The sequence below is a fragment of the Pantoea sp. PGP6 genome, from assembly GCF_053474785.1.
The window spans coordinates 1,683,068-1,697,899 of sequence record NZ_JBQBMA010000001.1 but is presented as its reverse complement, the minus strand read 5'-3'; the positions used below and the strand labels follow the sequence as shown (position 1 = coordinate 1,697,899).

Annotated in this window: 14 protein-coding genes, 1 tRNA gene and 1 pseudogene; 4 read left to right on the top strand and 12 right to left on the bottom strand. The window is 46.3% G+C overall.

Annotated features, from left to right (window positions below):
* Positions 1-169: 169 nt before the first annotated feature.
* On the top strand, positions 170-2,338 hold the full coding sequence (gene fhuE, locus ACLIBF_RS07985; protein ID WP_279811236.1) for a ferric-rhodotorulic acid/ferric-coprogen receptor FhuE: 2,169 nt from the start codon (positions 170-172) through the stop codon (positions 2,336-2,338).
* A gap of 202 nt (positions 2,339-2,540) precedes the next feature.
* Here the strand turns inward: fhuE and ACLIBF_RS07980 are convergent, their stop codons facing one another.
* Together ACLIBF_RS07980 and ACLIBF_RS07975 are read right to left on the bottom strand one after the other, a co-directional pair.
* Complete coding sequence (locus ACLIBF_RS07980) at positions 2,541-3,614, bottom strand: class I mannose-6-phosphate isomerase (protein ID WP_069729731.1); 1,074 nt, start codon at positions 3,612-3,614, stop codon at positions 2,541-2,543.
* A gap of 16 nt (positions 3,615-3,630) precedes the next feature.
* Entirely contained in the window at positions 3,631-3,945 is a 315-nt protein-coding gene (locus ACLIBF_RS07975; protein ID WP_152659080.1) for an SDR family oxidoreductase, read from the bottom strand.
* Between the two features lie 229 nt (positions 3,946-4,174).
* Here ACLIBF_RS07975 and ACLIBF_RS07970 point away from each other — a divergent pair.
* The 3 genes and pseudogenes from ACLIBF_RS07970 (at position 4,175) to ACLIBF_RS07960 (ending at position 5,898) form a co-directional block, all read left to right on the top strand.
* Positions 4,175-4,250: transfer RNA gene (locus tag ACLIBF_RS07970), tRNA-Asn, on the top strand.
* A 195-nt stretch (positions 4,251-4,445) separates the two neighbouring features.
* Positions 4,446-4,589 (top strand): annotated as a pseudogene (locus ACLIBF_RS07965) (Arm DNA-binding domain-containing protein); the annotation flags it as partial.
* Positions 4,590-5,004: 415 nt separating this feature from the next.
* A complete protein-coding gene (locus ACLIBF_RS07960; protein ID WP_448309511.1) occupies positions 5,005-5,898 on the top strand; it encodes a LysR family transcriptional regulator in 894 nt (297 codons plus the stop codon).
* Between the two features lie 11 nt (positions 5,899-5,909).
* Here the strand turns inward: ACLIBF_RS07960 and ACLIBF_RS07955 are convergent, their stop codons facing one another.
* The 10 genes from ACLIBF_RS07955 to ACLIBF_RS07910 all read right to left on the bottom strand — a co-directional run bounded on the left by ACLIBF_RS07955 (position 5,910) and on the right by ACLIBF_RS07910 (position 14,824).
* A complete protein-coding gene (locus ACLIBF_RS07955) occupies positions 5,910-6,629 on the bottom strand; it encodes a PHP domain-containing protein (RefSeq protein WP_448309510.1) in 720 nt (239 codons plus the stop codon).
* Between the two features lie 11 nt (positions 6,630-6,640).
* Positions 6,641-7,828 (bottom strand): MFS transporter, encoded by a 1,188-nt coding sequence (locus ACLIBF_RS07950; RefSeq protein WP_279811480.1) that lies wholly within the window; start codon positions 7,826-7,828, stop codon positions 6,641-6,643.
* A gap of 12 nt (positions 7,829-7,840) precedes the next feature.
* On the bottom strand, positions 7,841-8,866 hold the full coding sequence (locus ACLIBF_RS07945; RefSeq protein WP_279811478.1) for an aldo/keto reductase: 1,026 nt from the start codon (positions 8,864-8,866) through the stop codon (positions 7,841-7,843).
* A gap of 27 nt (positions 8,867-8,893) precedes the next feature.
* Entirely contained in the window at positions 8,894-9,340 is a 447-nt protein-coding gene (locus tag ACLIBF_RS07940) for a hypothetical protein (RefSeq protein WP_448309509.1), read from the bottom strand.
* On the bottom strand, positions 9,333-10,256 hold the full coding sequence (locus ACLIBF_RS07935; protein ID WP_001118645.1) for an IS5 family transposase: 924 nt from the start codon (positions 10,254-10,256) through the stop codon (positions 9,333-9,335). The genes ACLIBF_RS07940 and ACLIBF_RS07935 overlap by 8 nt, the downstream gene beginning before the upstream one ends.
* 46 nt (positions 10,257-10,302) lie before the next feature.
* Complete coding sequence (locus ACLIBF_RS07930) at positions 10,303-10,536, bottom strand: hypothetical protein (protein WP_448309508.1); 234 nt, start codon at positions 10,534-10,536, stop codon at positions 10,303-10,305.
* Between the two features lie 4 nt (positions 10,537-10,540).
* Positions 10,541-10,783 carry an acyl carrier protein gene (locus ACLIBF_RS07925; protein WP_279811382.1) on the bottom strand — a complete coding sequence of 81 codons (243 nt, stop codon included), beginning with the start codon at positions 10,781-10,783 and terminating at the stop codon, positions 10,541-10,543.
* A 3-nt stretch (positions 10,784-10,786) separates the two neighbouring features.
* A complete protein-coding gene (locus ACLIBF_RS07920; RefSeq protein WP_279811384.1) occupies positions 10,787-11,737 on the bottom strand; it encodes an AfsA-related hotdog domain-containing protein in 951 nt (316 codons plus the stop codon).
* A 792-nt stretch (positions 11,738-12,529) separates the two neighbouring features.
* Complete coding sequence (locus ACLIBF_RS07915; protein ID WP_279811386.1) at positions 12,530-13,075, bottom strand: hypothetical protein; 546 nt, start codon at positions 13,073-13,075, stop codon at positions 12,530-12,532.
* A gap of 387 nt (positions 13,076-13,462) precedes the next feature.
* Positions 13,463-14,824 (bottom strand): NosD domain-containing protein, encoded by a 1,362-nt coding sequence (locus ACLIBF_RS07910; protein ID WP_448309507.1) that lies wholly within the window; start codon positions 14,822-14,824, stop codon positions 13,463-13,465.
* Positions 14,825-14,832: the final 8 nt, after the last annotated feature.

Sequence of the window (14,832 nt, the reverse complement as noted above, 5' to 3'; positions counted from 1 at the left end):
TCTTCTTACACTTGGTGTTGATTCATTCCGAAAAAATATAAAGCAAATGATTATCATTGGCATTCGCAAATCATCATTCCCTGCTGATTTCACCAGGGTAAAGGCGCGCGAAGCTCACTGAAAAAGCGTAACGGCTTAAAAATAATAATCATTGCTTACGGAAACTATTATGTCTTTAAACGGCATGGAATCAGGCTTCAGGAAAACCTTTCGCGTTTCGTTGCTGGCAGTGGCGGTACCGGCGCTGTTCACTCCCCGGCTGGCACAGGCGGCTGAGGAGTCACAGCAGGATCTGGTGGTGAAGGCCGCCCCCGACGATGACAACCGCAGCTCTGAGCAGGACTATGCTGTTCAGACCACCCGGGCTGGTACAAAACTGCTGTTAACGCCGCGAGACGTCCCGCAATCGGTCAGCGTAGTGACCCAGCAGCGGATGAAAGATCAGGATCTGCAATCGGTTAACGATGTTCTGACCAATGCCACCGGTATCTCGACTAATCTGATCGACAGTGAACGTTCTGAATACTATTCGCGCGGCTTTAAGGTGAGTAATTTCACCTACGACGGCATCCCCACTTCGGTCAACGATGCGTGGAACTACGGCGATGCGGCCTCTGATACGGCGATTTACGATCGCATCGAAATCGTCCGTGGCGCTACCGGGCTGATGAGCGGAGCAGGCAGCCCTGCCGCCTCGATTAATATGGTACGTAAACATGCCGACAGTAAAACCTTCACCGGTACGCTGGATGCCAGCTACGGCAGCTGGAATAAGCAGCGTTATGTGGCGGATCTCTCAGCCCCGCTAAACAGTGATGGCAGCCTGCGCGGCCGGGTCGTCACCGGCTATACCGATCAGGACAGCTGGCTGGACCGCTATCATAAAACCAAAAAGTTTGTTTATGGCGTTATCGATGCCGACCTGAGCGAACGAACTACCCTGTCGCTGGGTTACGATTATGAAGATAACAACACCGGCAATCCCACCTGGGGCGGTCTGCCGATGTTTTACAGCAACAACGCTACCACCCACTACGATCGCAGCCTGAATTCAGCGGCCAACTGGGCGCGTTACAACACCAATGCCCGCAAAGTTTTCGCCGATATCGATCACAACTTTGATAACGGCTGGAACGTTCACTTTAACGGGACCCACGCCGAGAATACCTTCAGCGATAAGCTGCTCTACGTAATGGGCAGTGCCGATCAGGATAGCGGCGAAGGCACCACCGGTTTCGGCAGCATGGACCGCGGAAAGCGTAAGGTGGATTCCTTCGATGGTTTCGCCAGCGGTCCGTTTGCGCTGTTGGGCCGTCAGCACCTGTTGATGGCGGGCATCAGCTACAGCCGCCAGCATAACGCGACCTGGAGTCAGGATGGGGTCAGCAATGCCGGGGCAGGCGAAATCACCGCTGAAGATATGGGCATCTTCAACAACAGCTGGAGTGGCAATATTGCCGAACCTGAATGGCAGGGCTGGTATCTCAATGCGAACGACACCATCCGTCAGAAATCGGCTTATAGTGCAGCACGCTTCTCGCTGACCGATCCGCTGTCGTTGATTATTGGCGCGCGTTATACCCAATGGAGCACCGAGGGCAGCAGCGGAGATATGACCAAAAACAACACCACGCCTTATGCTGGCCTGGTGTACGACATCAACGATACCTGGTCCGCGTATGGCAGCTATACCGCGATCTTCCTGCCGCAAACCTATCGCGATACCCGCGGGAAATATCTGGCGCCGGTCACCGGTAAAAGCTACGAGACCGGACTGAAATCGGCGTGGTACGACGGCCGGCTGACTGCAACCGTCGCGATCTTCCGCATTGAGCAGGACAACGTGGGTCAGGCGCTTGACGGGGTGTATCTCAGCGGCAGCGAGCAGGCTTATGCGCCGGCGAAAGGCGCAGTAAGTAAAGGTGCCGAGTTCGAACTGAACGGAGCGTTGACCGATAATCTGCAGCTGACCTTTGGCGCAACCCGCTATGTCGCACGGGACAAGAGTGGCCGCTTCAACAGCTATCAGCCGCAAACGTCCTTTAAATTCTTCACCCGCTACCAGTTGCCAATGCTGCCCGATCTGACGCTCGGCGGCGGCCTTAACTGGCAGAACCGGGTGTTCGAAGATTCCACCAACGCCAGCGGCGATAGCGTGCGCGTTTACCAGGGCAGCTATCCGCTGGCCTCGCTGTTTGCCCGTTATCAGATTAACCGGCAGGTTGCGCTGCAGGCTAACGTCGATAATCTGTTTGATCGCGAGTACTACAGCTATATGAACAGCTACGTTTACGGTGAGCCGCGCAACATCAACGTCAGCGTTTCCTGGCAGTTCTGATCCGTCGGAGTAGATACGCGCGTTGCCTGGTTTGCAGGTTTAAAAACGGCCGCAGCGCATCAGGCTGCGGCGGTTCTGGCGTCAGGGTTGCTGTTTACAGCGTCAAAAAGTTACAAAAGAGCACGTTAAGGGGTAAAACCCGCTGCAATGCGCATCATTCCCGCGCGGGTCTCGCCCTGCCCCTGACTGCTGCAGGGAAGCATTATCTCTGCTGTGTTAACTGCGGAATATCACCCAGCGCGGCAATTGCCCGATCGCTATAACCGGCCTGCTGGAGCGGCTGCACAACTTCAGCAGCCAGATCCGGCACGTAGCCAATCAATACCTCGCCCGCAGGCTGCAGGGTCACTTCATCTAACGCGGCGGGTAACAACACTGACTCCGCCCGCCCGATTTCCACCGTGACGCCATTAGCCGTTACCGTTAGCGGCTCACCGAGGTTAGAGAGAATGCGCGCGCGATTGAAACTCAGGCGTTGTGGCTGGCTAAACTGCCAGCGTTCCAGCGCAAAATAGGGCCCGGCACAGCAAAACAGTCGGGTCAGATCCGCGCTATTCAACGCCAGACCGGGCTGAGGTTCACAGCGCAGTTCCGGCCGCAGCTCCTGTAACAGCGCATCAATATTCTTCTCCCACTCCGCCTGGCTCAGACGCGAGCCGTCTTCCATTTTCCACGGCATGGCGTGCTGCTGAATGTCGGAGGTCTGTTCGATTTCATAGATCAGCGTGTCGGGACCAAAGCTGTGCAGCATCCCGCCGGGAACGTAAAAAGTATCACCGGTTTTTACCGCCACCCGATGCATCACCGCATCGTAATCCTCTGCCAGCAGCGCCGCTTTGAGCCGATCATTATTCACACCCGCGCGCACCCCTAACAGACAGGTGGCATCCGGCGCCGCCGACAGAATATGCCAGGCTTCGGTTTTGCCATTCGGCTGCTGCTCCAGCCGCTGTGCCGCTTCATCATTGGCGTGCAGATGCACCGGCAGCATTCCGCTGCCATCAATAAATTTGCTCAGCAGCGGGAAGTGCGGACCGCGCCAGCCGGGTGCGACGATTTCATCGGGATAACGGGTGATCAACTCGCGCAGGCTGGTGCCCGCCAGCTCGCCGTTGGTTACTGAGGCGATCATGCCGTCGACATCGCTGATCTCCCAGGTTTCGGCCACCCGTGAGTCCGGCAGTCCAGCCTTACTCAGTTGCTGCCTGATGCGCTGACCGCCAAAAATATGGCTGGCGATTGGCGTGGTCAGCTTCAATGGATACGCTTTCATCATTCCCCCTTAGCCTTAATCAGATCACTGCGACACCACCGGTAACCGCAATGGTCGCGCCGGAGATATAGCTCGCTTCGTCACTGGCCAGCATCACCCAGGATGAAGCCAGCTGCGCCGGCTGCCCCATACGCTGCAACGGCACTTCACCGCCAAAGCTTTCCACCTGCTCGGGTGGCATGGTGGCCGGAATTAACGGTGTCCAGATGGGGCCAGGCGCCACGGCGTTGGCGCGAAAGCCTCTATCCGCCAGCAGCGCAGCCAGGCTGCCTGAGAAGTTAACGATTGCCGCCTTCGTAGCCGAATAAGCGATCAGCTTCGGCTTAGGCTGAATCGTTACTGTTTACGACAGTAAGTCTAGCAGCCCTTACTAAAGCGCAAGGACGATGACGTGGTGTAACAGTTTGAGTGGTCAACTATTTTAGTGCTAAGCGTGACTGCGCCGGGCAAAATTGAACGGCTTGAGTGCCAAACTGATTACGCTTTCTGCAATCGCGCGCAAAGGGTTAAAAAGGCCATTGCACCTGCGGCAGAAATCAGTAAACTGCGCGCCATCAACCGATTCCTCTGTAGTTCAGTCGGTAGAACGGCGGACTGTTAATCCGTATGTCACTGGTTCGAGTCCAGTCAGAGGAGCCAAATTCGAGAAGCCCGCTCAGGAAAACCTGAGCGGGCTTTTTGCTTTTCATGGCCGTTGCCAGGCCTGTGTGGCTTTGATCCAATCAGTGAATGCAACAAGTCTTCCCGATGCATTTTCAGTTTCCCCTCAGCTCCAGGCAAGATTAGTGGGTTGATTTGGGGGTCATTTCAGTTCGATTATGGCGTGACCACTCTATGTCTCTGAACGACACTAAAATCCGCAGCTCAAAACCATCCGTTAAACCCTTCAAAGTTTACGATTCTCATGGCCTTTACCTTTTAGGCAATCCAGGCGGTTCGCGCCTCTGGCACCTGATATTTCGTATAAATGGTAAGAAACTCCCAATAATTCGAGATAAATTATAGAAACGTAAACGAGACCCGGTCTGATAAGTCTCTGTGAATACAATAGTAGTCGGGCAGCCTGAACCCGCAAAGCGCAATTTCTGGCAACCCGTAAAAAAATGATGCGATAGTGATCGGATTAACTGAATGCTTTTAACGAAACATTTATAATCGCCTGTATCCTGATATAGAGCATCAGGATAAATAAGCGGATAATTAAGGTTCAATGAAAAAGCAGGTAAAAATCGCCTCTGCGTCATTGGGGGATGATATTTTTAGGATTTTAATCAATACCGACGAAAACAATACGGAAGTCTGCTCAGCCACAGCGCCGTTGCTGATAGCTTGTTATTCTTTGAAGTAGCGGTTAGCATGCAAAGCCACGAATATCAGTTAGGAGAAACCTGATTTGGATAATAAGCTACTAAAATCTTTCATTATGTTGGCTCAAAGTCAGAGTTACAGGCAAGCTGCTGATAAATTATTTATTACTCAGCCTGCACTAACAAAGCAGATAAACCTGCTTGAACATGAATTAGATTTATCTCTTTTTGAGCGCGATAATCATGGCGCAAAGCTTAGCGAAGAAGGGAAAATGCTTTATGATAATGCTTTGGTGCTTGATGCACAGGTAAATCATTTTTTGTGTGTCGCAAAAAAAATCCGCACAGGCAAAACAGGACATCTTCGCATTGGATACACTTCATCATTTCTCAACATAGTCCCGGGGATCGTTAACTCATTCAACTGCCAGTATCCTAATATTAATATACAACTTCTTGAAATGTCCTCAGTACAACAAGAACAAGAGTTATTGAAAGGCCGAATTGATCTGGGTTTTATGCGAAAATCAGAAGGAGATAATTTATCATTCATTCCTCTTGGAAAGGATTTTTTATGTGTTGTTACTCATACCGAAATAAAAAATAGAAAACAATCCATCGAGGATTTGATAGATTCACATAATCTTATCTTACTCAGTGAGAGCAGCAACCCAGAGTTGAATCACATCATTAATGACTATCTCAAAAGACGCAATATTGATAAAAAACCGGCTCAGTACTTAACAAACATCTATAGTGTACTGGCTTTAGTCGGTTCAGGAATGGGGGTCACTATCCTTCCTCACAGTATAATCTCCTTTCTGAAATCAAATTATTGCTGTCAGGCTTTGACAGGGCATCAGAGTGAATGGCCACTAGGGCTTGCGTGGAATAAAGAAATAGATATTTTTCTGCGAACTGAATTTATCAACAGTGCAACCGAAATTGAAAAAAAGATAACACTAGATCGCTGGATTTAAAGATATAATGATCACCAGTGCAATACCCTCTTGATCCCAAGAAAATACAATGTCAACATCAGAGATGAATTTATAATCCTCTCCTCTGGGAACTCCTGTTTTCCAAGCAATTTAAGCGCATGTTCAAAATTACCCACCTGAGAGCAGTAATGTGCATCTGAACCAACAGCAATATACCCCCCTGCAGAGTAAACCTCTTCAATAATCTTCAGACAATTTACTGAACTGCCTTTACGGGCGGTAGCAGAGCCACTATTTATTTCTAACGCGACATTATTACTTGCAGCCTCAATAGCGATAGCCCGGTAATCAATTGGGAACTTGGGATTGCCCGGATGAGCGATAATGCTCACCAACGGGTTAATTATTACTTTTATAAGGCAGTCTGTATTTTTTGTTATATCAAAGTCTGGCGGATAAACTGCATCGTGAAATCCGGCCATAACGAAATCGAGCTTTTCAGACATTAGATCATCACAGTCTATAGTACCGTCTTTATAAATGTTGGCTTCAATCCCTTTTAAGATACGGAGCCCTTCCACTTGGTCGGGGATAGCAGTTACATTAAGAAAATGCCACTTGTGAGGAGAGTCATCAAGAGCGGGCCCGTGATCAGTTATAGCTATTGCCAACATATTCTTACGATTCGCTTCCATGATGTATTCAAACACCGAACTATAGGCATGGGCACTTGCGTGGGTATGCATATGTAAGTCAATTAACAATTTCATCTATTCCTCTTTTAGCAGGATATACGTGAAAACCCCAGCGCCTTACTGACTTTAACAATAAAAAAACAAAACATTAGTAGTACTGTTAACACTAAGGGAAGTGATAGAATACTAAATTGATCCAGTAATAAACCTCCTGCCAGACCACCACCAGCAATTGCCATATTCCAGATGGTAACCATAAGTGACTGAGCTATATCAGCAGCATTACCAGCAGTACGTGCGGAGGCTGTCTGAAAAAGTGTAGCTCCCCCGCCAAATCCCAATCCCCATAAAAAAGCCCCGACCAAAATTAAATAGACGTTGTCATAAAATATAGATAATAACAAAGACGATATGATGAAAAGAGATAATCCGCATAAAGTAAGAAGTTTAAGATGGCTGTCGATGAACACACCAGTAATTATAATGCTGATGACGGCCATCACGCCAAAAACCAATAAAAATGTACTGATAAAATTGCTATCAAGCGACGTAATCAAATACGGTGAAATATACGTATACATCATATTATGACCGAGTGAAAAAATAAAAGTCGCTATTAATATTGTTTTAATCCCCGGTAGAGATAGTACTTTACCTATAGAAATGCGCTCAGCATGATTTATTCCTGGCTGAGCTGGCAAAGTGAACATACCCATAATTAAAAGTAAACATGCCAGAACTGTCATTGTATAGAAAACAGTACGCCAGCCATAAATATCCCCCAAAAAAGTTCCTGCCGGAACCCCCAGAGAAAGTGCCAGTGGAACGCCCAGCATAACAATTGTTATAGCTCTTCCCTGATAAGCCGGATCCACCATTCTGCCAGCATAGCCTGCCGCCAGTGCCCATAAGAGACCGGCGAAGATACCAGCTAAAAAGCGGGCTACAAGCGTAATCATAAAAGAATCAACTGCAGCAGTAACAGCATTCGAGACCGCGAAACCTGTCAATGTAATTAATAATAGTTTTTTCCTTGACCAGTGCTGTGTTGCCAATGTTAAAGGGATGGCTGACAACAACGAACCGATGGCATACAACGTTACCCACTGACCCGCTTCGGAAGCGCTTACACTGAATGTCAGCTCCAGTGAATGAAGAAATCCAGCAGGAAGAGCCTCTGTGAGGATTGAAAGAAAAAGAGCTGCCCCTATGATACCAAGTTTAAATACGGGTAAGCCCGACCTTTTAACTGGAAGTTTGTTTAATTCAGTCATGAACTTATCCGTTTATTTAGTCATACCATAGGCTTTCATGAACTCTTCAGGATACCGTGTCCCTGCAATTTCATGGCATGATAATATTTCACTGATCGTTGAAATCTGTTCTGGGGTTAGTGTTATGTCAGCGGCCTGAATATTTTCATCCAAAAATTGAGGCGTCCGGGTTCCCGGTATTGGAATGATGTTCGCGTCATTGCTCATAATCCACGCAAGTGCAAGCTGAGCGGGAGTAATTCCGTTGTTTCTGGAAAAATTCCCCAGACCGTCAACGATAGCATTGTTTTCTCTAAGATTACTTCCCATAAAACGCGGCAGGTAACGCCGGGAGTCATTTTCTGTGAGTTTACTGAGATCCTGTATTTTCCCTCCAAGCAACCCCCGACTTATCGGACTATAAGCAACGACAGAAATACCCCTATGATTACATACATCCAGTACGCCATTACTTTCTATATCACGGGACATCAATGAGTACTCGGTCTGAATTGCACTCAAACCAAATTCACCATCAGACAAGTTCAACAACAATTCATGTGCAAGCTTGATGGTATTGGCACTAACTTCTGACAGACCGATAGCACCAATCTTTCCATCAACCTTTAACTGAAACATTGTCTTCATGGACTTTTTAAGTATATCTGGTTCCTGAATCACACGGTGCAAATAATAAAGATCTATCTTTCTACCCAGTCTTTCTGAGCTTTTCTCAAAACAGCTCAAAATATAATTCTTGCTATTATTGACTTCCCGATAAAGAGGGTTGTTGACATCACGTACTATCCCGCATTTTGTCGCCACAACAATCTTATCTTCAGCGTGTTTCTTCAGAACTTTTCCGAGAAGGTTTTCATTATGGCCATAACCATAAATATCCGCAGTATCAAAAAAATTAATCCCTTTTTCAATTACGCTGTTAAGAATTGCCTCTGCATCAACTTCCGTCGTCATGCCGTAGAATTCGGACAATCCCATGCAGCCATAACCTTCGACTGTAACGTTCAAAGCAGAATGCCCAAGTGTAATTTTCTTCATTACCAACCGCACCTTAAATATTTAATTTCATGACCAGTGATTGTTGGATGCTAATTCATTATCGATCCGGATCAGCATATCGGGAGTAATCTCAGAAACTGATGCAGATATATACTTCACACCGGTTTTCTGCATTTGTGCTTTCTGAAAAGTCGTTACCGGCGTTCCGATGAAACCCGTTCTGTAGTATTTGGCGACTTCAGCCATTCTATTAATATCGTCAACAAATAAGACGTCATCAAAACCTAAATGAAAGATGTCTTTAGTGATTTCCATTATGCCCGGTCTGAAAGCGTTAGTATCAATATATGGCTTTTCTTTATCGAAATATTTTTCTAACGAAGGCATATGCTTGTCGAATATAAACTCCCTGGTTCGGCCGCCGTAGGAGATGACTTTGACGTTAAAATCGGCTTTGTTGAATAAATAAGATTTCTTGCGAACGACCCTGTAGCTGGCTGGATTTTCAGGCAATACGCACGCTTTCTGGCATCCCAGCCTTTGTCATCCTGTTCAACGCACGCACCATGGCCATAGCTTCCGCTACCTGACCATCGTAGTCACGCAGCGTCAGTGAATCTCCCAACAACTGCTTCATTCTGTACATTGCCGTTTCCGCTATCGAGCGACGGTTATATTCCGTTGTCCATTTCCACCGTGCATTGCTTCCGCTCAGCCGCTGATTAGCAACGGCACGGTTGCGGTCTGCGTACTCACCGGGCCAGTAACCTGCTCCTTTTCGGGGAGGAATAAGCGCGCTGATTTTTTTGCGGCGCAGTTCATCGTGACAGAGCCGGGTATCGTAAGCCCCGTCTGCCGCGGCTGCCCTGATTTTTCTGTGAGTCTGCCGGATAAGGCCCGGGAAGGCTTCTGAGTCCGTGACGTTATTCAGCGACAGGTCTGCACAGACAACTTCATGTGTGTTGCTGTCAACAGCAAGATGCAACTTTCGCCAGATACGACGGCGCTCTTTGCCGTGCTTTCTGACTTTCCATTCGCCTTCACCAAAGACCTTCAGCCCGGTGGAATCAATCACCAGGTGTGCGATTTCACCCCGGGTGGACGTTTTGAAACTGACATTAACCGACTTTGCCCGCTTACTGACACTGGTGTAATCCGGGCAGCGCAACGGAACGTTCATCAGGGCAAAAATGGAATCAATAAAACCCTGCGCAGCCCGCAGGGTCAGCCGGAATACGCGTTTAATCACCAGAACGGTGGTGATGGCGAGATCAGAATAGCGCTGGGGCCTTCCTCGTGATGAAGGCGTTGCCGACTCATACCAGGCCTGAATCGCCTCATCATCCAGCCAGAAAGTGAGGGAGCCACGGTTGATGAGAGCTTTGTTGTAGGTGGACCAGTTGGTGATTCTGAACTTTTGCTTTGCCACGGAATGGTCTGTGTTGTCGGGAGGATGCGTGATCTGATCCTTCAACTCAGCAAAAGTTCGATTTATTCAACAAAGCCGCCAGACTCCTTCCAAGAAATTTATCGGGATCAAAATCAGGAATGCAGCAAGCATAGTCAATTTCAAGCCCTTCTAATTTATCGTTTCGCCTGGCTGCTGATTTACCACTGAGAAAAAAATCCCAACTTGTAGCAACATTTAATCCAGCAGGGCACACTAAACCAGTACCGGTAACAGCAATACGGGTGTTATTAACCAACATATTTTCACCCCTTATTTTTAATATAATCCGAAATATCTTTTGGTGTGAAATCAGGAACAATATCACCGTCAGGAATTTTAATGCCAAACTCTCTTTCCAAATCAAGCTGGATTTCAATTATTATGATGGAATCAACACCAAGGCTTTCAAGATTATCATTCTCCTTAACCTTTTGTTCATTCAAGCCAAAATTTTCGACCAGAAGCACGACAACCTTATCTTTTACTGCATCCATATTATCACCCATGCATTAATTAAATACCTCGAAAACATATTGCATTTCAGCAATATCCAACTCTCCCTGTTGCAAATTAACATCAAATATTATTTTCTTATCTGAAATAACGGATCTTTTAAATGAAATAACTTTCACCTCCTTATCAAGCTCTGCATAAATAAAAAACTTACTTTTCATTTCGATTAAAACCGGAAATGAACCCGTTTGAAATTTATTTATCCAAAGCTGGCAGTTTTGTTTTCCTGCCTCCATCAACACCATTGCTGGGTAATGATCCTGTATATGATCAAAATAAGCTGTGTTACACCTATTTACAGCAAGTTTTGAAACTACTCTATTTTCACTAAAAACAGGCGTTGAAATGACGACGTTCTTTTTTTCTCTGCGAAATACGCTTTCAGGGCTTACTTGTAGTTCATTATCTAAATCCACAACTGATTTTATGGAGTTAACTTTTATTTTTTCTTCACGCATAACAAAATAAGCATTACCTGTCATATATTTAACTGACATGTGAACATTTGCTATATGTAGCTGCTCCTGATAAATCTTGATATCATATGATTGAGAGAGAAGCCTTTCTTTTACTAACTGCGAATTATTTGTATCTATTCTCAAAATAACAGAACAGTTTAACAAACACGTGGTGGGGATAAAATTCTCTGTGAAGTTACATGACCACTCAGTTAAAATAAATCGTGTATCGAGCGGTTGTTGTTCATACTTGTGTACTATATACGTTTCAGCCTGCCTGGCACACTCTAATAAATTCATAAGATCAGTCAGAGTATTAGTATGATCTCTATAATAATGATGATCGTGTAATAAGGCATTGGCGCTGTATTCTTTGGCGCCCAAAAAATTACAAGAAGATAAAAAAACCTCTTTTTTTTCGTTCTTGTGAAGTAAATGCTGTTCAAGCAACGCCACTTCTTTTACTTCAATTTCAGTAACAGACTTCATGCTATACAGGCCTCCACTTAAGAATAACTCAAACTTATACGGGAAAATTCTGCAGAGGCATAATGAATAATTCCTATGGCATAATAACCAAATGTCATCACACCAATTATCTTTTTATATTCCAAAAAAAAATAAATCATATAATGATACGATTATTTACATGTTTATTTTTATCGAATGCCGATATTTAATGAGGAGAAGAGTATAATCACAGGATATTAATAGCAAGCATCAGAATTTATGAAAGTTTATCGAATTCCTTAAAGAGATCATGAGAAGCTAAAATTAGATCGTTGCTTGTTATATTTATTTCTTTAACTTACATCGCAACATTAATATCCCCATCTGTTTTTATGAATCTGATATATGACTAAAATTCCATATAAATACCTGGCATAAAATATTTTTCTTTACTCTAATCATCTCCCTATTGATTTAAACATTCCAATGTAAATAATGTCTTCATCAGTCATGTGAGTGCATCACCATGCAGAAGCATTTTTTCGACGAAGAGATCATCGCTGTTGTTCCTGAGTCTGAAGCCGGAGACTGTGCTGGTAAGCTCTGCCGTAAGTGAAGCAGCTAACGTTCGTCAGGAAAAAGCCATGCTCCTAAGGAGGTGCTTCAGGTATTTTCGGGATCAAAGCGACAGACCAAAAGCAGGCGGCTGTTGGGCAATACATGATTCTGTTGATCTGACGCGGTGTCGGACCTACAAACTAAAACGGATTTACCTTCACTCAGCAAAAGGGGGGACTTTTCACTACTCGCCAAAAAAGAGAGTACAGCGTCTTAGTCTGTTTCGCTATCGGGCAGCGGATAGATCAATTCGATTTCAGGAGCATCCGCTAAATGCCGGCCTGACCGGGCCATCAAATAGCCTCCGATCTGTTCCGGACTCAGGTCGATAGCCATCATATCCGGGTTGCGGAACCATTCATCAGGCCAGTAGATGAGATCGGAGGGATTAGCGTCAAAATTCTTTTCCAACAGTGAAATGGCGAAATGCTGTTCAGCATCCTTACCTTCTGCGTTACAGATAAAATTGATTGTTTGCACCAGCTCATCCCAGCTGAAATCCGCGTAAAATTTTATCGGGTTAATCGCGATACGGGTAAAGTCGCTGGCATCCATCGATGAAGAAAAATCTCTGAAGTCTGAATAGCCATAAGGATGGGTTACCTGAGCGTTCCAGTCAGCGATCATCATCGTTAATTCACTCTCCTGCGGGTCTGTTCCGGCATCAATTTTGGCGAGTATCTGCTGAGCCTGGCTGGCCAGCTGTGCGATTTTTTTTCGGCTTACGCTGGCGGGTTTCATACGTTCAGGTAGCGGCATTTTTACTCCTTTAAAATAGCCTGCAATAAAACAGCGTGATCAGCGGATTAGGTTACTCAAAATTTAACAGTCCCGATAGTGATTCAGATATACCGACCCCGGTTTGTCTGTGTGGTATCGGCATGCCAGCGTCATTGAGTCACATCACCACCCACAGTCGATTCCCGGCATGGCTCGTGCCATACAAATGCGCGTCTGCTGCTGATCAACAGATGATTACTGCCCCGCCGGTGCCTATGTTTCGCCTGACCACCGCTATCAACCGTAGCGGTGGTCACCTTTCACATGCGCCACCTGTGTAGAGAAAGCGGGTGCCGCATCGGTTGCCGCCAGTCAGCTCAGCATAAAATCATTCATAAACTGTCTGCGTGAGCCCGTTAAGCGCTCTCAGCTTAGCAAGCCAGGTACGGGCGTAGCCCTGAACGCATTCACTTTCTTATCCAGCAAAACCTGACTCTCACTGCCTGAATCCAGTACGGTATTTTGCAAAGAGGCTTTTTCGATCTGTACTGCGATAACCTCCAGAGCGACCAGCCCTTTTGTTGCCAGCAGTGCACTCACCTGAGTTGAGAAACAGGATCCGGTGGCCGCACTCTCCGCCGGTGAAGCTTCAGTGGTCGCGACAATATGGTTATCAGAAATATAATTCCTCTCACCCGACACCAGCCGGATTATCACCGGTGTTGCGCCCTGCGGGATGATATGCTGAGAATTAATCGTTTCCGAAATATGATTAGCAATAATGGAGTTATTGTTACCGCTGATATAAAGCAGACCATACAAATCATCCAATCCATTATTATAAGCCTGCATCGGTCCCCAGGGTTCACGCTCACGGAAAAAATGGTTAGCCGTGATCAGGTTTTCTGAACTATTGCCTTCCAGAACCAGCATTCCCGGATAAAATGAATGAAGTCTGTTGCTGGATATCGAAGAGCGAACTACCCCAGAAAAATGTACGCTGCTTTTGCCGCGCGGGAAAATATTATTGGCCGTAATCAGCAGGCCGCCAAAATTTTCTGCATAAATGGAATAGCCTCTGTAACCCGCACCTATCAGATTATCGGTAATTTTTGATGCCTGTCCCGAACCGCGCAACTCAATACAGTTCCCACATTCAGCGATGAAATTATTGTGTATCGCCAGCGCATCAGCGTTAAAAATTGTCACCCCATGCTCTAAATAGACCAGACCCATACCGCTGATACGGAAAGAGTCTTGCGCGCTCGCGATATAGATACCCGTTTTACCGTTCAGATAACTATTTTCGGGATCATCATTGCCTGATCCATCATCGACAAAATGTAAGCCATCAATACAAAAATCAGCAAACTCGACCGAACTTATGCGTGGCTCACCGCTACGTTCGACATAAAAGGCAGCACCGGCAGAGGGGTCAGCACCGGCTGCGGGAGAGAGATTAACGCATAGTCGGCTTCCCCCCGGCCACACTTCATGCCAGTTCGCCCACTCACTTTCGGGGGTATTAAATCGAATACTTGAAGAGGTGAAACCATGCCCCGAACCAATAATCTTCAGATAGCTAATATCAATTAACACCTGGGTAAGAAGCGGATAATCGCCGGGTGGAATATAGATAACCGCGCCGGGCTTCCCGCCTTGATTGAGATCCGTTTCGGTTTGTCTTTTTTTAATATCAGAAATAATACTGTTTATAACCTCACCAATATCCTGATAAGGGTTACCTTCCTTCCATTCGGTAACATCGTAATAGTTTTGGCTTGTCATGACTAATT

Excerpts from the sequence above, each read along its gene's own strand:
- ACLIBF_RS07925 (WP_279811382.1), bottom strand. The coding sequence starts at position 10,783 with ATGGGTGATAATATGGATGCAGTAAAAGATAAGGTTGTCGTGCTTCTG.
- ACLIBF_RS07950 (WP_279811480.1), bottom strand. The coding sequence starts at position 7,828 with ATGACTGAATTAAACAAACTTCCAGTTAAAAGGTCGGGCTTACCCGTA.
- ACLIBF_RS07915 (WP_279811386.1), bottom strand. The coding sequence starts at position 13,075 with ATGCCGCTACCTGAACGTATGAAACCCGCCAGCGTAAGCCGAAAAAAA.
- ACLIBF_RS07920 (WP_279811384.1), bottom strand. The coding sequence starts at position 11,737 with ATGAAGTCTGTTACTGAAATTGAAGTAAAAGAAGTGGCGTTGCTTGAA.
- ACLIBF_RS07910 (WP_448309507.1), bottom strand. The coding sequence starts at position 14,824 with ATGACAAGCCAAAACTATTACGATGTTACCGAATGGAAGGAAGGTAAC.
- ACLIBF_RS07955 (WP_448309510.1), bottom strand. The coding sequence starts at position 6,629 with ATGAAATTGTTAATTGACTTACATATGCATACCCACGCAAGTGCCCAT.
- fhuE (WP_279811236.1), top strand. The coding sequence starts at position 170 with ATGTCTTTAAACGGCATGGAATCAGGCTTCAGGAAAACCTTTCGCGTT.
- ACLIBF_RS07945 (WP_279811478.1), bottom strand. The coding sequence starts at position 8,866 with ATGAAGAAAATTACACTTGGGCATTCTGCTTTGAACGTTACAGTCGAA.
- ACLIBF_RS07980 (WP_069729731.1), bottom strand. The coding sequence starts at position 3,614 with ATGATGAAAGCGTATCCATTGAAGCTGACCACGCCAATCGCCAGCCAT.
- ACLIBF_RS07930 (WP_448309508.1), bottom strand. The coding sequence starts at position 10,536 with ATGTTGGTTAATAACACCCGTATTGCTGTTACCGGTACTGGTTTAGTG.